Annotated in this window: 17 protein-coding genes and 1 tRNA gene; 3 read left to right on the top strand and 15 right to left on the bottom strand. The window is 48.8% G+C overall.

The window, feature by feature from the left end:
* Positions 1 to 78: 78 nt before the first annotated feature.
* From ACJJI8_RS01965 to ACJJI8_RS01975, 3 genes are all read left to right on the top strand, one after another.
* Complete coding sequence (locus tag ACJJI8_RS01965) at positions 79 to 813, top strand: tetratricopeptide repeat protein (protein WP_444934092.1); 735 nt, start codon at positions 79 to 81, stop codon at positions 811 to 813.
* A 26-nt stretch (positions 814 to 839) separates the two neighbouring features.
* Positions 840 to 1,343, top strand: coding sequence for an endonuclease V (locus ACJJI8_RS01970; RefSeq protein ID WP_444915611.1), 504 nt, complete (start codon positions 840 to 842; stop codon positions 1,341 to 1,343).
* Positions 1,344 to 1,686: 343 nt separating this feature from the next.
* Positions 1,687 to 3,045 carry a hypothetical protein gene (locus ACJJI8_RS01975; protein WP_444934093.1) on the top strand — a complete coding sequence of 453 codons (1,359 nt, stop codon included), beginning with the start codon at positions 1,687 to 1,689 and terminating at the stop codon, positions 3,043 to 3,045.
* 783 nt (positions 3,046 to 3,828) lie between these two features.
* On the opposite strand, the gene cas6e is transcribed toward ACJJI8_RS01975, so the two are convergent.
* From cas6e to rlmE, 15 genes are all read right to left on the bottom strand, one after another.
* Entirely contained in the window at positions 3,829 to 4,599 is a 771-nt protein-coding gene (gene cas6e / locus ACJJI8_RS01980; RefSeq protein WP_444934094.1) for a type I-E CRISPR-associated protein Cas6/Cse3/CasE, read from the bottom strand.
* Between the two features lie 10 nt (positions 4,600 to 4,609).
* A complete protein-coding gene (gene cas5e / locus ACJJI8_RS01985) occupies positions 4,610 to 5,368 on the bottom strand; it encodes a type I-E CRISPR-associated protein Cas5/CasD (RefSeq protein WP_444934095.1) in 759 nt (252 codons plus the stop codon).
* An 8-nt stretch (positions 5,369 to 5,376) separates the two neighbouring features.
* Positions 5,377 to 6,453 (bottom strand): type I-E CRISPR-associated protein Cas7/Cse4/CasC, encoded by a 1,077-nt coding sequence (cas7e, locus tag ACJJI8_RS01990; protein WP_444934096.1) that lies wholly within the window; start codon positions 6,451 to 6,453, stop codon positions 5,377 to 5,379.
* 183 nt (positions 6,454 to 6,636) lie between these two features.
* Positions 6,637 to 7,215: a type I-E CRISPR-associated protein Cse2/CasB gene (gene casB / locus ACJJI8_RS01995; protein WP_444934097.1), complete on the bottom strand. Its 579-nt coding sequence runs from the start codon at positions 7,213 to 7,215 to the stop codon at positions 6,637 to 6,639.
* Positions 7,215 to 8,816 (bottom strand): type I-E CRISPR-associated protein Cse1/CasA, encoded by a 1,602-nt coding sequence (gene casA / locus ACJJI8_RS02000; RefSeq protein WP_444934098.1) that lies wholly within the window; start codon positions 8,814 to 8,816, stop codon positions 7,215 to 7,217. The genes casB and casA overlap by 1 nt, the downstream gene beginning before the upstream one ends.
* Before the next feature lie 738 nt (positions 8,817 to 9,554).
* Positions 9,555 to 10,100 (bottom strand): hypothetical protein, encoded by a 546-nt coding sequence (locus ACJJI8_RS02005; protein ID WP_444896169.1) that lies wholly within the window; start codon positions 10,098 to 10,100, stop codon positions 9,555 to 9,557.
* 1,110 nt (positions 10,101 to 11,210) lie between these two features.
* Positions 11,211 to 11,507, bottom strand: coding sequence for a hypothetical protein (locus ACJJI8_RS02010; protein ID WP_444934099.1), 297 nt, complete (start codon positions 11,505 to 11,507; stop codon positions 11,211 to 11,213).
* Positions 11,497 to 13,668, bottom strand: coding sequence for a hypothetical protein (locus tag ACJJI8_RS02015; protein ID WP_444934100.1), 2,172 nt, complete (start codon positions 13,666 to 13,668; stop codon positions 11,497 to 11,499). The genes ACJJI8_RS02010 and ACJJI8_RS02015 overlap by 11 nt, the downstream gene beginning before the upstream one ends.
* A 1,391-nt stretch (positions 13,669 to 15,059) precedes the next feature.
* A tRNA-Leu gene (locus tag ACJJI8_RS02020) sits at positions 15,060 to 15,145 on the bottom strand.
* Positions 15,146 to 15,154: 9 nt separating this feature from the next.
* Positions 15,155 to 15,589 (bottom strand): preprotein translocase subunit SecG, encoded by a 435-nt coding sequence (gene secG, locus ACJJI8_RS02025; RefSeq protein ID WP_413663227.1) that lies wholly within the window; start codon positions 15,587 to 15,589, stop codon positions 15,155 to 15,157.
* A 70-nt stretch (positions 15,590 to 15,659) separates the two neighbouring features.
* Positions 15,660 to 16,394, bottom strand: a complete 735-nt coding sequence (gene tpiA, locus ACJJI8_RS02030) for a triose-phosphate isomerase (RefSeq protein ID WP_444934101.1) — start codon at positions 16,392 to 16,394, stop codon at positions 15,660 to 15,662.
* A gap of 119 nt (positions 16,395 to 16,513) precedes the next feature.
* A complete protein-coding gene (gene glmM / locus ACJJI8_RS02035; protein ID WP_444934102.1) occupies positions 16,514 to 17,866 on the bottom strand; it encodes a phosphoglucosamine mutase in 1,353 nt (450 codons plus the stop codon).
* A gap of 94 nt (positions 17,867 to 17,960) precedes the next feature.
* Positions 17,961 to 18,806 carry a dihydropteroate synthase gene (folP, locus tag ACJJI8_RS02040; RefSeq protein ID WP_444934103.1) on the bottom strand — a complete coding sequence of 282 codons (846 nt, stop codon included), beginning with the start codon at positions 18,804 to 18,806 and terminating at the stop codon, positions 17,961 to 17,963.
* A 91-nt stretch (positions 18,807 to 18,897) separates the two neighbouring features.
* Positions 18,898 to 20,817, bottom strand: a complete 1,920-nt coding sequence (gene ftsH / locus ACJJI8_RS02045; RefSeq protein WP_444896163.1) for an ATP-dependent zinc metalloprotease FtsH — start codon at positions 20,815 to 20,817, stop codon at positions 18,898 to 18,900.
* Positions 20,818 to 21,004: 187 nt separating this feature from the next.
* Positions 21,005 to 21,625, bottom strand: a complete 621-nt coding sequence (rlmE, locus tag ACJJI8_RS02050; RefSeq protein WP_108734402.1) for a 23S rRNA (uridine(2552)-2'-O)-methyltransferase RlmE — start codon at positions 21,623 to 21,625, stop codon at positions 21,005 to 21,007.
* Between the last annotated feature and the right edge of the window lie 41 nt (positions 21,626 to 21,666).

Here is a 21,666-nt window from a genome sequence, read left to right on the forward strand (position 1 = left end):
ACAGCTCTTGTGTTCTAAGTGAACTCGGTTAACCTTGCCCACGAAAAGTTAGTAGCGAAAATAAGAAGAGTAATCCCTATGCCGTTTCTTATTCTATCCATCCTTATTCAGGCGGCTTTTGTAATTCACGTGCTCAAAACCGGGCGTAACACCACTTGGATTTGGGTTCTGGTGATGCTGCCCATGGCCGGAGTTATTGCTTACCTGGTCCTGGAAATTCTGCCGGAAGTAAACCAATCACGCAGTGCCAAAAATGCGCGCAGGACGGTACGGAAAACTCTAAATCCCAATCGGGATATCCATCAGGCTGCGCAAGAATTGTCCCGTTCCAATAATGTGGAAAACTCTATGCGCATGGCCGATGAATGCGTGAAACGCGGCCTTTATCACGAGGCAAAAACTCTCTATGAAAAGTGCCTCCAGGGGGTTCATCAGGATGACCCTGAGCTGATGTTTGGGTTGGCTCACTGTCAGTTTGCTCTCAATCTGTTTGAACTGGCCAAGGAAACACTGGACCAATTAATCGAAAAGAACCCCGATTTTAAAAATCAGGATGCTCACTTACTTTACGCTCGTACACTAGCGGCATTGAAGCAAGTAAAAGAGGCCTACCACGAGTATGAAACACTGTACCAATACTACAGCGGACCAGAAGCGACTTTTTACTTTGCCTTATTCTTGAAAGATCAATCCCAGGTGGAAAAGGCCAATGTATTGTTCAATGAAATCCTTGATAAATCCAAAACACTGGGCAAGCACTACAAAGCAACTCATAAGCAGCTGTTAAAGCAGGCAAAACTGGAAGTATCCTGAGACTCAATGGTAAAAAGGCTCCCAATATGATTTTGGCGGTAGATGTAGATTACCGGGACCCCGGAGCAATGGTAGCCGGGGTCGGCTTTGAGAATTGGTCAGCTCCTGAGCCCGAGCAACTCTATCTCAGTAAAATAGAGAGTACCCTGGCCTATGAGCCCGGTGCTTTCTACAAGAGAGAACTCCCCTGTATCCTCACCCTAATCGAGGAGCACAAGATAGAAGCAGAACTGATTGTTATCGATGGTTATGTATTTCTCGGAGGGGAACAAAAACCGGGTCTGGGTGCCCATCTCTACTCCGCTCTCCAGCAGGAAGTTCCCATCATCGGTGTCGCCAAGAAACCGTTTAAGGACACCCCTGTTGAGGCGGAGCTGCTGCGGGGAAAAAGTGTAAAACCGCTGTATATCAGCAGCCTCGGTCTCCCTTTGCCGGAAGCCAAAAATTTGGTGAAAAAGATGCATGGAAACCACCGTATCCCCACTTTATTAAAACGCGTGGACCGCGAGTGTCGAAAGTCCCCACGATAATTCCCGAGAGAATGAAAGGCGGTTATCCCCGCCATTTCCCAGTCACATCCCTGGGACTTTCTTCCTACATTTTCAATACTTATTTCTCATATCCTACCCCTTCGATGCCAGCAATAATTTTTCTATTCGGCGGGAAATAGCTACTGAAAGTAAAAGCTACCTGGCATCCGTTTATCCCATAGGGTTAATTTGGCGCTTAGATAGACGGCTAGCAGTAGCTAAGATCCCATACTGATGTATTCGGCTCGTAGTTTTTGATGTCTACTTGTGAAGTACGAGTGGGCGATGTTCATTAGCAGCCCCGAATGGGCTCCTTAGAAGTTTTGTAGTAAAGGAGTTACTCATGAAATTATGCGCCAGTATTGCGACACTCGCACTGGTTGCCTTTAGCGGCAATGCGCTGGGCACCAACTCTACTGACTTGGAACAAATCGGTTCAGGTAACTCAGCAAATTCCGATCAAACTGAAGCGGGTTTCGGCAATACTATTATCAAACGCCAAATAGGTGATACTAATACCGCTACCGCCACTCAAAGTGGCGGTGTTATTAACAGTAGTATTCAGAGTTCCCAGATCGGCAGTCAAAACGAGACCACGATATCTCAATCCGGTGGTGCTTCTCTAAGCGCAACCAATACACAAATCGGATCGCAAAATACTTCCGAGATCACCCAAGAACTCTCTCTCGATAGCCAGGTATCTATTCTGCAACTCGGTACCTCCAATGCTTCCACTATCGAACAGCGCTTTGGCAGCGGTAATACCATTACCAATATCCAGGATGGAGACAGTCACTTTTTTATTGGTCGCCAGGAAGCCAGTGCTAACGGCAGCATTTTTGTATTCCAGGACGGCGAAAGGCAAAGTGCCGTGGTAGAGGAAACCGCAGGCAATATAGGCAGTTCCGTTTTAATCTTTCAGTTTGATCGGGACGACTTCGCCACCGCCAGCCTGGTTTCCACAATCGATGGCACCTTGGACATACTGCAGGATGGCAGCGATATCTATGGCGGGCTCGCACAATTTGCCAGTGTCAGCAGCAGTATGACCTTACGGCAAACAAACAATCGCCACTTCGCGTTTGCGACCCAAGTAGACAGTCTGTTCAATGACCTTCTGATTATCCAAAGGCTCGGCGATGCCAATATCACCTCGATTACCCAAACCGGTGCCTTTAATACCCTTGAGTTGCGCCAAAATGGTGGGGGCAACAACGCGGCTTTAGAACAATCCGCACTGAGTAGCAGTATCGATATACGCCAGACCGGTACCACCAACCAGATTACGGGTTCCCAGCTGGGTGCCGAATTCAACTCCATGAACAGCGAACAGTTCCTGATTGATAATGTGGTTGTTATTAATCAAGGCGGCTTCCTGATCAGCGCGACCAATGAACAAACCGGGTTGCAGAATGTTGCCAATATCGAGCAGGCAGGAACAGAGGTAGATATATTCACCCGTCAGTTGGGTTTCGATAACCGGGCAACGTTCGAACAGGCTGGTGAGTCTCTTTCAATAAGCTCCCGACAATTTGGCGATAGTAATAACATCACCATCACCCAGAGCGGTGACTCCAACTCAGCCTTTAGCCTGCAAATTGGTAACAATCACACCAAGGAAATTACCCAGACAGGTTCTAATGGCCGCGCTTTTAACTTCCAGATCGGCGGCGAGAGTAATACCGGCGTAATCCTCCAATAATTTCAGCCAAAATTCAGAAGCCCCCGGTAATACACCGCGGGGCTTTCGATTGCGGTCGCTACAGGAAAAAGAAGAAGGGAAAAGTCGTTGTGCAGCCCCGCGAGAGCGGGGAACAACTAGGATGCACTCCGACAACTTCTCCATCGTCGGTTTATCCCCGAGTATTCAGGGAACACCTTGCGCAGAGCACAAAGGCCATGCCTTATCCGGTTTACCCCTGTACAAACAGGGAACAGTCGCGCAAAAGGAGCGCGATCATAGCACACCCTCATTACATCCCCGAGCCTTCGGGGAAACATTTTCAGAACTAATGTCCGTGCGCTATCGGCTACGGTCCAGCCCCGCCCAGCGGGGGAACAAACTCAGGTGTCGGCACAACCCAACCCCACACTCGGTTTACCCCCGCAGCAGCGGGGAATAGCCCGAATCATTACCGTGCAGCTTTGACGATTTTCCACGGTTTAACCCCGCCTGGGCGGGGAACAGCCTCAGTTAAGATCGCCTTATTGCGCAATTACCGGTGCAACTCCGCTTATGCGGAGAACCTATTCGGAAAGGAGTGTATAACAGGATACCCTCCGGTTTAGCCCCGTATATACGGGGAACAGTATGACGCTGGTTTGACCATCATCTCACCGGTCGATTTATCTCCGCTGATGCGGGGAACTCTCTAAATATGCCTATTTGCTATCCGCTAAAGTCTTAGTATCGTTGCCGATGCTTTTGAATCCCAGCCCTCGCTCTCAAACACTTCCAGCTGTATAACAACTCTATTTATCCCAATCAGATTCGGCGGATTAACATCAATCCACAACCAAATGCTTTGGCCGGTCCCATACCCGCAAAAATATTTCTTATAAATAATTCGGGTTCAGTAACCAAAAGCTCTCCCCGGTAATCCACTGAGCTGAAACCTGCACCGCGCTGCTTTTTATGTAACAAATTCCAGCGATAGCCATTGCAGTGTAGCTTTGGTGGGTAAATATCAAATCCGAGGCGTGCCCCCCGGTGAATTAACCAGCTGCGAGCGGCAGTTTGGCTGACATCCTGTAACCGGGTTTCAATCTGCCCCTGGTCAAACTGCTCCGGCTTTGCCTGCACCAAGCTCTGTTTGAGCTGCCCTTTGCCTCCTTCAACAGGTAAGCCATGCAATTCGCACTGCTCCCGCAACCAATGGTATTGGGCATCCATCAGAACATCGTGCCGCTTGCCACGCTTTTGCCCTTCGGTTTTACGAGCCACAGTAGGGTTCGCCCGCAAGCGGAATGCCAGCCGATCGCCGGGGTTTAAGCGGGGGTCGAAGATTTTAGTCTCTACCAAAAATATCGGATTATCCTGCGCAGGCCGGACTTTTGACAGCAGGTAATACACCGGTAGATTGCGTTTGCTAAGCAACTGCTCCCGCGAGGATTCCTCACGAAATAAAAAGCGCTCATCACCCTCAAAAAGATCCCACAAGATTTGATGGATACCGTAGCTGTTCTCGCTGAGCAATCGCGCCAGCTGCTTCTGCACCGCTAGCGAGGGAGATAGTTGAACTCTGGATAAATACATAGCCGGTCCCTTATAACTGCCAGAAGTTTTCGATACGCGGCTGGAACTGCCAGCGCTTGCGGGATAAGGGCTGATCGAGACGGCTGAGCCGCTGTACAGATCCGGCTGAAAACTCTCCATCTTCCGCAGAGAAATCATCCAAGCTGCCCTCCCAGTAGTAACGACAACTCTCTTCAATAGGCAACCAACGCTCCTGCCGGGCCCACTCCGGTTGGTAATCTAGCAGTTCCGGGGGGTCGTAATGATCCAGGGCACTGCGGAAATTGTCCGCACCGATCACCCGTGCGGCAGTGGGGGCTGAAAGGGGAAATGCCTTGCGCCCCAGGTAGAGGTGATACTTTGGCCGGGCCAGGGCTGCACACAGCTCCGCCAGAGTCCAGTTAGCCTCTTCACAGGATCTCAGGGCCACTATCGCCTGCGCATCCACCAGATACTCCCTGCGGGATAACAGGGTTCCCAGACGCGCTTTCCCTACAACCAGCTCATCCCGGCGCGTATGGTAGCGGCGCTTGCCAGCGGAATCTGGGACCTGCACCGTGTGGAAATCCTTTAGCAAAGTACCGACATTCAGCACCTTTACCGCCTGGCGATATTGCCGGGCCAGGTTCTGGTGTAAGTCCTCTCGCTCCCGGGGTATCCCTAGTGCCGCACCAAATAGTCCCGCAATAGCGGATTTACCCGGGTAGTGTGCGCTGTGGCGGGATTCCCCCACAGCCACTTCCCCCCAGGAAGCCATGGCACCGTAAAGACGAAATACTAGGTATTCCATAACGCCACCTATTCGCTGACAAAGGCCAAAAGTTCCTCGATATTACCTTCGCCAGTTACGGCATTGAGAACGAAGCGACTATCGGCACAATCCCCGTACACCTTATCGAAACTCTGCAATTGCTTTTGCAGTGCATCAATAGCGTCATGGGCGTAATCCTCGCTATAGCGATCAACCGGCTTCAGGTAGGCCGCAGAGAGAGAGCGCGGTTGCTGGTCACCGGCTTCGGCCACGACATAAGAGGCATAGGCACGGCTGGCATAGCTGTTTTGTTTACCGCTGGGAGAAACTTTAAGGATTGTCTCAGTTAGCGCAGCTACGGCTCGATCGGCCAGGGGTTTATCCCCGCCAAGGTTTTCAATTAGCAGCTCTTTGTTAATGCAGATATAGGAATAAAATAATCCCGCAGCAAAACCCGCCTCCCCCAAGTGAGCAGCACCGGCATCCTCGCTGCGATCATTCAGGTCGTCTACCGCAGTAAAATAATCATCTTCAATCACTACAGAGTGAGCCGAGAGTGCATGGGCCACCTGGCAGGCCGCTTCAACGTTATAGGTGGGCTTGGAAGCGAGCATACGGCCAAACAAGGCGATATCCACCGCCATGTTTTCCTTGCGCAATAAATCCAATTCTATCTTCTCCGGCTCCCGCCCCTCTTCTGCCAAGGTTTTCAGTAGTGTATTGATCCCGTTTTGCTCGGCACTACTGAGGTGAACTAACTGCTCGATTTCCAAATCGGCCAGAGGGTTATCTTTTTCCGGCTTTTTTAACTTACCGAATTGCTCGGCAACTTTCTGTGCCCACAATTTGGCCTTTTTCTCAGAGACACCCTGATCCAATAAAGTCTCATAGGCCAGTACCCCCTGACGCTTGGTTCTGGTGCCAATTAGGCTATCCCCCTGCTCCGTTGCCAATACCTGCTGGAACAACTCCGACGTTCGCCAGTGACGCTTAAGGCTCTGGGAAGAGATTCGCAGGCGATCACAACCTCCCATCTTCGCTGTTTTTGGCCGCCCCAAGTCATCCCGGTTCAGGTTCGCAGGGGGATAGGCGGTCAATACATGCAATTGAATAAAGCGGCTCATAAATCTCTCCTTGTTGCGACCGTCAGGCCATCACATTACTTCGATTCATTTCTCAGGTATCTGATCAACAGTCACTGTCAATCGGTCTGGCTTTGCTCTGTGCTTAGTGTTGTTATGGGAATAGCATTTAAAAATTCTTTAGGCCCCTAAGACCCCTTTAATTTGGAAACTTTTGAATTTTTATCAATCTGGTAATACGGCGTAGTAATCAGTTGCCCAACGCACAGCCAGGCGTTCCTGTGGATGCCGTGCTGGAATCGTGCGCATCTCTCTTTGCCAGTGCAGCAAATCATTGGCAAGAGAAGCTATATTGGCTCTGCCATCCAGCAGGGCCAGGGCCCGTACTATGCGGCGATAAAACTCAGCCGTATCACGACTTTTTTGTAACTGAAAAAAACGCAGCTCACTTAAAGGGGGGCGCCCACCTCTCTCCCGAGGCATAGCCAGGGACCGGGCAAAACTGATATCCATAGCCTCGCTGCTGTCAACATCAATTGTTTTGCTGGTGTTATCATTTTTTACGTGTGCAATTACGGTGGCTACCAGAGCCGCATCTTCGATACGAATTTGCTCATCTTTCTGCCAGCGCTCGGGCATATCCTTTAAAAAACGGATAAAGGCGGGAGTAGGCATTACATCCATGGGCTCTACCGCACGGCGCAAACGCGCTCGGTCGGCTCGGCCAGCTTTGTCATTGAGCCAGCGGTGCCATTCGCGCAGTCGGCTCACATCTGTATCGCTAAGATATTGATATCCGGCCATCACAATTCCTCCTGTTGTTGCTCAACTTTGGCTGTATTATCCAGAGTCTTTAAACTTGCCAAGCTGGCGAGCTTATTCCTTAAAAAACGTCGCGCCCGGATCACTCGCTGCAATTTCAAGTCTTCCGCAGAGCCCTCCATTGACCAATGGTCAAACTGCGCCAAGGCCGTTTTTTTCAGTGTGTGTACCCAGGCAATAGCCACCGGTGCAGGTGTTAATTGGGATTTCTTGGATTCGAGGGATAATTGCTTGAGCAAGCGATAAAACTGGCTTTCCGTCGCCTGCCAAAACGCCTGATCGACAAATGAAAAATCTCCTTTAGCCTCATTAGGGTTATTAAACCAGGCAGCCTTGACCCTAAAGCGCAGTTCTTTCAAAGTATCTTTTGCAGCCGTTAAAAGCTGCCCTGCCAGCTGAATAAATAGCGACCGGTACTCGGGGGAAATAGGCAGTACTGGCATTTCCTGTTCATACCAGCAACGTGCTTTCATATTGTCCATGTCATAGCCAAATCCCCACAGGCGTACATCGACATTCGAATCCAGTTCTTCGAGAATTTCCGCATATTCCTCATGGAACAAGCGCACCGCCCCGCTCGCTTCATCGCCATTTGAATGGTCATTCCACATAAGACCCAACCAATGCCGATAACCGAGACCACTCTGTTGACCTTTCAAACTCAAGGGTGGGGCTTTTTTCTTGGGATCACGTCGATAGGGCGTCAGGGGATGAATCCAGGGACCCTCGTAATTAATGCCATAATTCTTAGTGGTATATTCCCGGATTAATTGATTCGTCTGCTCTCCACAAAGGTCGCAGTAATCCTTGCCTTCTCTCGGGATTTGGAAACGTATCCTGCGCGGCATACCCCAGTACATTTGCAGAGGATGGGTATCATTGGGAGACGTAGAGGAACCTTGTTTGTCAGAGAGGCGGGAGGGAGCGAGCCAGGGGAAGATACAACTATCAGAGCTTTCAGACCTCGCCCCAAACTCCTTTTGTGGCAAGATATTGAGCCACAATTTCTGCCAAAGGTTGGCATCTTCTGCCTCTGGAATTATCAATGTGGTCAAAGGGCCACCACCACGCAAACTCGTTCTATGCCCCACTCCTCCGGAGGGGGCGTTAATTTGCAAGGTAAACAAGGCACTAGCGGCACAGCTGGGACATACACCCTGCACCCTACCGCCCTTAATAAATAGATCCTGATTATCTCTACAGGTTTTACTGCCCGGCGCCTCAATCAGTAGGGCAGCAATCGACTTTGATTCCCCCACACTCAATTCCAAGTCCTGCATAAATGCAGGCCCGGACTCTTGAAACAATTCAAAATTGGGAGCGTAGTTTTGCAGCCGTGATTTCAGTGTTTCCTCAGTAGGCGCCTTTTTCCAGTAGACTCCCCAATCATCGACACTTTCAGGTGCAAAAGCTGTTTGCAACAGGCCAATTAAAAACTGGAACAGCGCCCCGCGAAAATCCGGTCGTACCGTGCAAATATCCACGACAGGATTATCCACCTCGGCAATTTGCCAAGGAGCAATTCTTTCCTGCATACCGCATCGCCGGATAATTGGCAGCCAGGAATCTTCAACCAAATTCACCACGATCCTCCCTGATCCAGTCTCCGCCCTCTTACTCCGTTATAGCCATGCTTTTTTCAAGAGCTAAAGGGAACAGTTACACTCAGAGCAGTGCGAGCGCCTCTGCCTCATTTTTGAGTGCTCAATCTCTCAGCGTCACTGCCGGGACACTAATTCCGTTACCTTATGCCACTCTGACTGGGGAAAAATGATCTGGCTCAAGTCTGGGCATCTTTCTCACTTTCCGCACCGGAAATCAGGGTCGCGCCTACTACCTCACACAAAGAAAAGTGCTCAGTTATCGCATAGACCACACACAAGATAAGGGTATTAATCCCATTCGCCTCTCTATATGGGAATATTCCTGTACAGACAATTCCCCCACCCTTTAGCCTGCATCAGCTATTGACCTCAATTGTTAATCAACAGATACAAAAAAGCCCCTTGATGGGGCTCAAAACTAGCGACAGATTCTATTGTGAAGGAAATTTAACGAATCGGTATCCAGCTCAATATAAGTTCATCACTTTTAACCGGCCGGTAGCTATCGGCACTGAATCGCCACTACTAAGCCGTTCAACCCTTACCGACTTCAGATAAAAGAAAAGACTTTATTAACTGCTTCTGACTCTGCTACAGAGCTGACATCATTTCTATTAGGTGTGCGGTGATCCACTACTTTTGATTGTATGGATATACTAGATTGGAGTTCGACTGTGAAAGTGCCGGCAATTATTACCGACACTTTCATACTATTAACTAGAAAATTTCGTAGGTGAAAACTTTTAAATTTACATCTTCAATAGCCTCTAAATCACCCTGAATATCAACTGTCAAGGTATCGCACATATCCGCGGCAATTGAACCATTATCTATCGTTAAGACTACTTCATTGCGAAAATCTGAAATGGGCACATTCGTATAAATATTTTTATCGTCCCTATCAACCCCTATTGCAGTTTGAGTACCATCTTTGGCAACACAACTTGCCGTGATCGAAACGTCATACACATAGTCAAAAATTTTAGGATGATTTTTAGTGTAGCAACGCTCTCCCCTATGGGAATAACGACAAACGACATCTGGCCTCAACCGTCCCAAACCAGATACAATCGCAGTAATATCGAAACTGATTTCTTGCGCACTATCACCCAAGATATCAATCTCAGCAATTCGCCGAGTATCCGAAGTATAAGAGTACTCAGTAACATTATGCTTAACGCCGCTAATAAAAGTCATTTCTGCAAAAGACTGACTCGCTAACAACAAGGCAAACACCGGCAACATAGACTTCAAAAACTTCATTTTTCATCCTTAAAAAAATAATCGAGCAGGCAGTATAAATACCCAAATATTAACTAGCAAGAAGATCCAAACAAAAAATTAAAACTATAAATACTTCAGCAATTACAGCAAAAAAACCTATATATTCAGCCTGCATTCACACTCAGTATGCCTTACAAAAATCTCAAAAAAATATAAATCAAAACTCAAATTAACCGATTATTTAAATCTCCACTTATCTTTTCTCGTCACAAAATTGCAGATCACAACATCCCCATCAAACAACAGGAAACCACATAAAGACAAACTTAGCTTTTATTTGAATATTGCCCCGCGATTAAAAAGCAATAATTAACAAAGCAAAGGAAACATCTATCACATCGCAGACATCGACAACATGTTTAAGTGCCTTATGATATTAAAAAGCTAAAACAAACAAAGTAATAAAATATCAATTCAGCTAGCCTAAAGCTTATTCTCGATCGAATTACAGATTAAGTACTCTTTTATTTTACTTAAAGTACACCATCTCGATTACAAGGTAGCTCCTGGGTTATCTCAAACTGGTTAAGTTGATTTCACTCATTCCAACCACTTTTCTTTATTGCTGAATCTAGCATCAATACTCTTCAATCAATTTTCTGCCACCACTTGATCTACTGATGGAGAAGAAGTAGCAGATATTGACTCCAACTATCCACTCTTTTCCTTATGATCAGCTGATACCCTTCAGAGTCGAAATCTGGTGACCTACCATCCTAAAGAGAAAGCAATATCAGGAACCAGCTCCGTTTTTGAGAACTAAGTCTCTCAGCGTCACTTTAGGGGCACTAACTTTATTACCGCATGTCACCCTGATTAGAAAAAATACCTCACCCAAGTCTGGGTATCTTTTCCAGCTCACTAAGGAAGTGTATGTACGGTTGCTTATCAGCCAAAAATCGACTGCTATTATATAAACTGTAAAATATGCAAGGTAATTGCATCAACTTCGGTCATTATTTTGATACTTAAACCCTTTAGTGCAAAGTTATTAGAAACAAATATTAGCTAATTACTTTTAGCACCCCTGCATTTGAACATTAAAAAAGCCCCAAAATAGGGGCTTTACGTTTACTTACTAAGAATTATTTAATCTAAATTTGGCACCAAAATAAGAGCTTCATTTTTTATCTCACCTGCATCCACAGAGACAGCCTCACCATTACTTAGCCTCTCAACCTCAACTGACTCTAGGGTAATCGAAAAGGCCTTACTTACGGGCTTTTCTTCTGGCTCAACTATGTTATTCGAAGAATCAGCACAACCACCAACAAAAGCAGCGATAACTAAAACAAAATAAAAGCGCACATTGGATTTTAAAGGTTTCATATATCCACCAATTAATAGCAGTAATTCCGAAAAACTCTCTGAGGTTTTAAAATTCATACGTCACCAGAAACTGGGCCTCACCAACGGGCAACTGAAACTTTTTGAATAAATCTAATTTCAGATAGCCATTATCAATTGAAAAGAGACCATCGCCGATTAACTCCGAATTACTGGCAATTCCATTGTTATCCATATCCAAATACAAACGCACCCTCTGTATGTCCGATACTTCATCCAACTCACCATCGGCCTTGAGTGTGAGTGACTTCAGCATCGCATCAGCAGAGTCACTCTGTAGGGAGAAAGCCAACACCGGTGCCTCCTCCTCTAACTGAAACTGTGAATTCTCAAGTGCATAGGATTTTATATTTACAATAGGTTCTTTAACATTGAGGGTCGCGACAGCACCAGGATCGACAATAATGCCATTCATCTCTCCGTCATCATCATTGAGGCCACCATCTACCAAGCTAAGCTGGATACAAAAATGGCCCTCATGGAGCCCAGGCTGGTACTTCTCACTACCCGGCTCAGGACAATCACCCAGCTGCCCCAGTGCAGAAGATACACGGTTAAATTCATCCTCAATAAAATCCACCCATCCAACACTTTGGCGATATTTCAGATAACGAGCACCTTCGAGTAAAGCGGCATTTAAAGGGACAACAATGTTAGCGATTTCCCCAAAATCTGTATCGTAAATAACAAAGTCAAAAATACCATGCAGGAATTTATAGCTATTCTGTCCTGCCAAATTATCCTCAAAGAGATTATCTATATCCTCTAACGTAACCTGGCCCAATTGTTGACCGGCAATATAGGCACTATCACCAAGTCTCAAGCTTGTCCCTTCAGAGCTTTGCATCACTGCACCAGTTCTATTTACCGGCAGCTGGGAACGAACCGCTACCCTATCTAGATAGTCCGGTATTCGATCACCATCTAAATCTAAGAATCCCTCAACGCTGTCACTCAGCCCATCCTGATCAGCATCCTCATTATCGGACAATACAGGGGCACTGCCATCCACTCGCAATATCAGCTTCGCAGTATCTGACAAACCACCAGAATCTGTAACAGTAACAGTAACTTCGAAAGCTCCCGACAAACCTGCTGGATCAAAGGTAAATACGCTTTCACCAGAGTCGTTAAGCTGAACTAGCTTTGGGCTGTTCCAACTATAGGTAAATGGGTCCAGCTCATACTCATCTGTGACCCAGGCTTGAATCTCTGCCGGTCCCTGATCCTCATAAATTACAGCCCTGAACTGGCCAGCTTGAAATAGCTTTGCCGTAACTTTGGGGTAAAAGTTAAATGTAGCGCTAGGTATAAGTGGAATACTTGAAATAGCAACTAAACTGTCACCATCAGCCCAATCTTGGAAACTAATCGTTGACCCAATAACACAAAAGCTATCACTGTCCTCGGAGAAATCACTAGCACCGCACCCGTTATCAACTAAAGGGAATTTAGATAAATCAATAACAGATACTTCATTACCTTCTACTGGAGATTCGAAATTAATATAGGGTAATTCTATCTCAGCACCTGTTAAATCCAAGGTCAGCACTACCGAACTGAATACACATGTCGTATCGAAGTCTCCATTGGAAATTGTACTAGACTCAACCGCTTCGCCCGAGCATCCCTCACTAGGGTTTGCCGAGTCTTCTCCTGCGGGCATAACACCCATGAAAGAAACAACGGTATCAACTGTAGTAAGGTTATGTATTTCCGCCGATTGAGCATGTCCCAGAAGGCCTGAGTGTTCATTTAGAATTGTAAATTCCCCTCCATTGAAGTTTATATATAAATTACTGATGGAATAGCCATTACCTTCAAAGGTCGCAATAAACGGGTTTTCACTTGTACCGATTGGCTCCCAGCCCAAGCCCTCGTTCCAGTACTCATCATTCGCATCAACATAACTATCGCCATTGGTATCAAAATTCAGGTCTTTGGTCAGCTCAAAGCCATAACAGCCACTTTCTGGGCAACCATAGTTACTACTGTATAAAGTTGATCCGTCTAGGTTGTTACGAATCTCATTAAGATCTTTGAAACTGCGAATCTCAATCAGACCATCATTATCAATATCAAGATCAAGATCAGAAAGAGAGGCGTCAGCTGATACACCTTCCATGGACAGTAGCCCGACAAATATTACTAACCCCCGAAGTGTCGAAAGCTTTTTGTATTTAGTGGTATAAGACTTCAATCGAAAACTCCTTTTTCTATTTTTACCAAAAATCTCAGCCGATTTTTAATTCACTTTCAGAACTCGTGCCGAGAATAGGGATCGCGAAAGGGAAGCAAAATAGTTACTAACTTGATACCGAGCAACTGGAGTAATCCAGTATCCATCCCCCCAAATAAACCCGCAACCAAACCTCCCGGAAAAGCTATTACATAGAATTACAGGCCTACTAGTGAATGTTTCCTGCCTACAAAATCACATCAACCACCGGTGAGCTCTGCAGATGGCTTATAAATTATTGGAGAGGCACCTGGTCTTCAATGAGTGAGCCAGGAAGGGATATTCAAGGCTATGCAGGGCAACTCCTGACAAAGTGAAAGGTTAATATTTTTATTTTTTAAATAGTAAAAAGCCCGGACCAGCCGGGCTTTTTGGGTGATTCTGAGCTTCTTCGTTTCTTGATCAGTGCGGGACTTGAAAAATAACTTCTAGCCAGTGGTTACGGGACGTATAGGAAAGCACAACAAAAAAGTAACACCACTTTGAATCCTCCCTCTACTGAGGCGTCTCAACGACTGAGCGTGATGCTGAAATTCAAGCGTGACTTCACCTACTCCAAATCGACAAAGTGCGAGGTTACCTAATACTGAACAGGCAAGCCGGCTTTAGCAAAAGTGGTTCTCAAAAGACCCCAAAGGGAGTCCAGAATCGCCCCCCCTTACAACCCTTGGTGGTTGGCAAGGTCCAGGACTTCAAACAGTATGGACCACCAAGACCGCACTATTCAGCTATACATATGCGCGCTTGTAAAAATTTTCATTCGTCTTCGCTATACATACCAGAGTAAAGCCACGTTGAGAAACCGACGAATATTGCACCAACTACAAGATAGCCAATCACCCACAGCCATGGAAAGGCAAGAAGCCAATGCAGGACATAAATTAGGACGAGTATACTAAAACTTATAGACAAGCAACTGCGTAGGGTAGGCATAATTATTCCCTGACTTAGTCAAATAGCTAGTAGTCCATATCATTTCTTGCTGAAATGACTAGCTCTCTACTTGGCCAAAATTGAGATCTAAAGCTGATCTCAGGGCTCAAGCTATATTGATTACATTACTTTGCGTATTGAGCACTGAGCGGAAGAGCCGCATTCGGAGCTACCAGATATCCGCAAGCCAATGATTCTTGCCGCTTGGTTTGGCTGGCTTGTTTTGAGTTGAGTATCTATCTGTAAGGGCCATTGGTGCCTCTACCAGTTTCTAAATTGAACTAGGTAGCACCAAATGTAGCACCAGATAGCACCGGGTGACAACGAACGAGAACGGAGGGCTGTGTACCCTTCAGATAGCAAAAAGCCCGGATTTACCGGGCTTTTTGGATGATTCCGAACTTCCTCGGATCTTGATGTGGTGCCCAGGGCGGGACTTGAACCCGCACGAGCATAGCTCACTACCCCCTCAAGATAGCGTGTCTACCAATTCCACCACCTGGGCAAAAATCTTTTACTGCTGTTCCTCACTTTCCTGGTTAGCAGCTGGCTCTTCTGAACCGGTGCTGTCTGCAGGAATCTGCGGGATATCGCCAGTTTCCAAATCTGTTTCGAGCTGCGGGATATCGCTATCGATAGCCGGCAGTTCTTCAGCTGGGCCAATTTGCTGCACCGCTGCTGGAATTTGCGGAAGGTCCGCATCAACGTTGGTGCCTGCACCTTGCTTAGCCAGGATGGCCAGGCCGAAACTGGTGACGAAGAATACCGTCGCAAAAATTGCTGTCAAGCGGGAAAAGAAATTTCCGCTACCTTGACTGCCAAAAACTGTCTGAGACGCGCCCGCACCAAAGGATGCACCGGCTTCGGCACCTTTACCTTGCTGCAACAAAATCAGGCCAATAATGCCCAGTGCGGTCAAAACGTGTACAACTAATACCAATTTTTCCATCTTCTGGAAACTCTCTACCGGGGTCTAAACAACCCGTTATTCAGTATTCGCCAACCCGCGTGCTGTTAATTTAAACAGCAGCGCGACAAATCTCAGCAAACTCGCTGGCATCCAGCGAGGCTCCACCCACCAGGGCACCATCAATATCTGCCTGGGCAAAAAGCTCCCTGGCATTTGCGGATTTTACACTACCGCCATATAAAATCTGTACTTCAGCGCCCAAATCTCCCAACTGCGAGCGAATAAATGCATGTACAGCTTGGGCTTCATCAGGGGTAGCAGTTTTTCCGGTGCCAATGGCCCATACCGGTTCATAGGCAATCACGGACTGCTTCCAGCCAGCCGAATCAATGATGTCGGCAACCGCTTGAAGTTGTTCTGCAACCACTTCGAGAGTGCGCTCCTGCTCGCGTTCTTCAAGGGTTTCCCCGACGCAAAGTATTGGAGCCAGTCCCGCCTCTTGGGCCGCAACAAATTTTTTCGCCACTAACTCACTGGTTTCTCCGTAGAGACTACGGCGCTCAGAATGCCCGACAATAACGTAACGGGTATTCCAATCCAGTAACATGCTAGCGGAAACCTCACCAGTAAACGCCCCTTTGGGCTCCTGGCTAAGGTCCTGGGCACCCAGACTAAAACCTCCGCTCTTTTCCGCCGCATCAGCCACCAAGCCGAGGTATGGAAAAGATGGGCAAACAACAACACCGGACTTCACACCTTCGAGGTTGAGTTCGGTGAAAAAACGTTCGGCAAACTCGCGGCTGCCGTTCATTTTCCAGTTTGCTGCTACTAGCGGTGTTCGCATGTGTGCTCCTTCAAGGGGCGCAAATCTTAGCGACATTGACGCCAACATACAACCAAAATTATACGAGTTTCTTCTGCGCCCCAAGAGGACCGATTTACTACGGGTTAAATCGCAGCAGATCAGTTATTTCCAATTCGCTCCACCACGGAGGAAATATCTTTGGCCAGCTGTTCTACCAGGACGCTGTCGCGACCTTCAACCATTACCCGGATCAGAGGCTCTGTGCCAGATGGCCGCAGCAGCACACGTCCGCTGTCCGCCAGTCGGCGTTCCGCATCGACAACAATAGCCTTAACATCTGTGTGATCGAGCACACCATCGCGATGAGCCAGTTGCACATTAATCATGTGCTGGGGGAACATTGTCATACGGGACTTAAGCTGATGCAAGGGCTCATCAAACTCACACAGGCCACGCAGTACCTGCAGTGCGGCGATAATACCGTCACCGGTGGTAGACGCATCGGCACAGATAATATGGCCTGACGACTCACCTCCCAGCTTCCACTGATTAGCTGACATTTTTTCAAGCACATGGCGGTCGCCCACTTTGGCTCTCTCAAACGGGATTTTGTTTTCGCGTAATGCAAGCTCAAAACCGTAATTGCTCATCAAGGTGCCGACAACACCACTGCAACCGCCCAGGAATTTATGCTGGTGCATAGCGATGATATACAACAGCTGATCGCCATCGACCAATTCCCCATTGGCATCGACGAACAACACCCTGTCCCCGTCACCATCAAAGGCTATACCCAGGTCCGCACCGCGCTTAACCACGGCCCGTTGCAACTGCTGAGGTTTAGTGGAGCCGCAATCTAGATTGATATTGAGTCCATCAGGGCCCGCTCCAATTACGCTGACTTCTGCTCCCTGCTCACGAAACACCATCGGCGCTACGTGATAAGTGGCTCCATTGGCGCAGTCGAGAACAATCTTCAAACCCTCAAGGGAGAAACCCCAGGGCGTGGAAGCCTTGCAGAACTCGATGTAACGCGCGGCTGCATCATCAACTCGATAGGCGCGACCGAGATCGTCGGAAGTTTCCATCGGCAGCTCGAGAGCGGCTTCAATCTCCAATTCAACCTCATCCGGTAACTTGGAGCCTTCAGCGCTGAAAAACTTAATGCCATTGTCGTGGTAAGGATTATGGGAGGCGCTGATAACAATGCCTGCACCGGCATGGAAAGTCCGGGTCAGGTAGGCGATCGCCGGAGTCGGCATTGGCCCCAACAGGGCGACATCCACGCCAGCATTAATCAGGCCCGCCTGCAGCGCTGCCTCAAACATGTAGCCGGAGACCCGAGTGTCCTTACCGATAAGGATGCGGGGACGTCGGTGGTGTTTAGCTTTGGAAATTCTTCCCAGTACCTTGCCCGCTGCATATCCCAGGCGCAGCATAAAATCGGGAGTAATTGCTCCCTCGCCAACGCGACCACGAATACCATCAGTGCCAAAATACTTTCTTTCCATAACGCTTCTCAATTGTGTACTTCGCCGCTTTTCTGTTCTGTCGGAAAACCACAACAGGACCCTGCGGCTTAAGGTCTCTGTAAGACATCACTCATCAAATTTCGCTGCAAACCAATTGCTGCATGCGCAACACATCCACGGTTTCCGCAACATCGTGGACACGTAAAATTCTTGCGCCTTTTTGCGCAGCCAACATGGCCAGGGCCAAGCTACCGGGGAGTCGGCCATCTACATCTCGATCGAGCAGGCGGCCGATCATCGACTTACGCGACAAGCCTGCCAGTATGGGCATATCCGCCGGCGCCAGCTGCGACAAATTACGCAACAACGCTAAATTGTGCTCATCGGTTTTGCCAAAGCCAAAACCCGGGTCGAGAATGAGCCGGTCCCGTGTCACCCCCAGATCGATACAGAGATCGACCCGTTTCTGCAGATACCTGGCGACATCCTCTACAACATCAGTGTAAGACGGATCATCCTGCATAGTGCCGGGCTGACCCTGCATATGCATCAGGCAGATCGCCAAGCCACTTTCGACGGCTGCTTCCAGTGCACCCGGGCGCTCCAGGGCGCGAACATCATTGATCAGTCCCGCCCCTACCGCAGCTGACTCACGCATCACTGCCGGGGTACTGGTATCGACAGAGATAATCGCGTCAAAGTTCGCTTTGATTGCCTCCACCACCGGCACTACCCGATCCAGCTCCTGCTGCTCGGTGACCGGCGATGCGCCAGGGCGTGTCGATTCTCCGCCAATATCCAGGATTGTCGCTCCCTCAGAGAGCATCTGTTCCGCTCTCTGCAGAGCCAGGGTCAAGTCCAGGCTACCGGAGGCATAGTAATTGCCACCGTCGGAAAAGGAGTCTGGCGTTGTATTCAGAACCCCCATAACCACCGGTTGGGAGAGGTCTAAGGTGTGGTTACCACAGATAATTTTCATTGGCTGAAATAAAAAAATGCCAGATCGGAACAGGCTATCGCCCTATCCCCAACCCGGCATTTGGTTTTGTCCAGTTAGTCGCTTCGGAGAATCAGTGGCCGTTTAATGGGCCGCCGACGGTATTGCTCTTATCCGCCTCAGTTGAGGCCTCTGTGGTTTCAGTATCCTGGGTCGGGCTGTTTCCACCAGAACCGAAGTTATTGTCTTCCCAATCCCTCGGTGCGCGAACTTTGCGGCGAGCCATCAGGTCGTCCACCTGCTCCGCATCCAGGGTTTCGTATTCCATCAGCGCATCTTTCATCGCTTCAAGAATATCTCGGTTATCCTCCAACAGCTTTTGTGCTCGCTCGTAGCAGACATCGATAATACGGCGCACCTCCACATCAATTTCATTGGAAGTCTTGCCGGAAACCGGATTGCCCTGGCCGGGCTGACCGCTTTCATCTTCGCCGTAATGCAATGGGCCGAGCTTTTCAGACAAGCCCCACTTGGTCACCATACTGCGCGCCAAGTCGGTGGCCCGCTCGATGTCATTGGAAGCGCCGGTAGTAACGCCGTCGATACCCAGGGTCATTTCCTCAGCAATACGGCCGCCAAACAGGGAGCACAATTGCGATTCAATCGCGCGCTTGGACAGGCTGTACTTGTCTTCCTCTGGCAGGAACTGGGTCACACCCAGAGCGCGGCCACGGGGGATAATAGTTACTTTGTGTACCGGGTCATGCTCGGGTACCAGTCGACCAATAATGGCGTGACCGGCCTCGTGATAGGCGGTATTCACCTTCTCCTTTTCATTCATCACCATGGACTTGCGCTCGGCGCCCATCATGATCTTGTCACGGGCGCGCTCAAACTCTTCCATGGTCACGGTGCGTCTATTGGCCCGCGCAGCAAACAGGGCGGCTTCGTTGACCAGGTTGGCCAGATCGGCACCGGAGAAACCAGGGGTTCCACGGGCAATCGTCTGTGGGTTCACCTTGTCGTCCATAGGCACCTTGCGCATATGAACTTTGAGGATCTGTTCGCGGCCACGAATATCCGGGAGTCCAACAAATACCTGGCGGTCAAAGCGACCTGGGCGCAGCAAGGCATGGTCCAGTACATCCGGGCGGTTAGTCGCGGCAATAACGATCACGCCCTCATTACCTTCGAACCCATCCATCTCAACCAGCAACTGGTTCAGGGTCTGCTCGCGCTCATCGTGACCACCGCCAACACCGGCTCCACGGTGACGGCCAACAGCGTCAATCTCGTCGATAAAGATGATGCAGGGAGCCTGCTTCTTGGCCTGGTCAAACATATCCCGCACCCGGGAAGCGCCCACACCAACAAACATCTCAACAAAGTCAGAACCGGAGATGGAGAAGAAAGGTACTTTTGCTTCGCCGGCAATTGCTTTGGCAAGCAGGGTCTTACCGGTACCGGGAGGGCCACACATCAATACGCCACGGGGGATATTGCCACCCAGGCGCTGGAACTTGGTGGGATCGCGCAGGAACTCGACCAGCTCCTGTACCTCTTCCTTAGCTTCATCTACTCCGGCAACATCGGAAAAAGTTGTCTTGATCTGGTCTTCGCCCAGCAGGCGCGCCTTGCTCTTACCAAATGCCATAGGACCTGAGCGACCGCCGGCTCCGCCCTGCATTTGGCGCATAAAGAACATAAATACAGCGATAATAATCAGGATCGGGAAGCTGGCTACCAGAAGCTGCTGCCAGATGCTAGGTGACTCAGGCTCGCGACCAACAAATTGCACATTGCTGCGCACCAGCTCATTGGTCAGTTCATCGTCGATAATCTGTGGCTGGATAGTCTTGAAGCGGCTGCCATCGGCTTTTTCGCCGGTAATCACCAGACCGTCTACGATCACGTTCTTAACTTGGCCCGACTGCACATCCTGAACAAAGTCGGAGTAACTGAGAGCCTCATCCCGTGACTGTGGTTTAAAGTTTTGAAAAACCATCAGCAGTACCGCTGCGATGATCAACCACAGTACTAGGTTCTTTGCCATATCATTCAAAGGGATAGCCCTCTCGCTTTCGCAATCAAAATCCGTTCATTCCGGCAACGCCGGCCACATCAATACCGGATAAAACCAGTATAGGTGCGGGGGGTCAACAGCCTTCGCCCCCGATACAGGTATCGCTTATACCATATGGGGAGTCAGACTAGAAATACGCCGATGTTCTCAGTCGCTCTCAGCCCTTAAATCCTCGCGCCACCACGTATACTTCACGTGAACGGGGGCGGGAAGCACCAGGTTTGCGAGTTACGACACTGTTGTAGCTCCCACGCAAGTCGCGGATCAACTCGTCGAAACCCTCTCCCTGGAATACCTTTGCAACAAATGCACCACCGGGCTTAAGTACCTGCCGGGCCATATCGACCGCCAGTTCTACCAAATACATGGAGGCGGGCTGATCAACATCGCGTATCCCACTCATATTGGGGGCCATATCGGAAATCACAAGGTCTGCCAGTTCATCGCCCATGCGCTGTAACAGTTCACTGAGCACCGACTCCTCGGTAAAGTCCCCCTGGACAAAGTCCACACCGGCCAGCGGGTCCATCGGCAATATATCTGACGCCAAAACCTTGCCTTTGTGCCCTACCAACTCCATCGCTACCTGGGACCAGCCCCCTGGAGCCGCACCCAGGTCGACAACAGTCATTCCTGGCTTGAATAAGCGGTCCTTATTTTGTAGCTCCTGCAGCTTGTAGCTGGCACGGGAGCGATAGCCCTCTTTTTGGGACTGTTTGACGTAATGGTCATTAAAATGTTCACGCAGCCAACGGTGGCTGCTCTTAGATCGGCCCATCGGGTACAATGCCTACAATCACTACAGCTTAATTATAAGAG

The sequence above is a fragment of the Microbulbifer maximicatervae (SeqCode) genome, assembly GCF_052467695.1.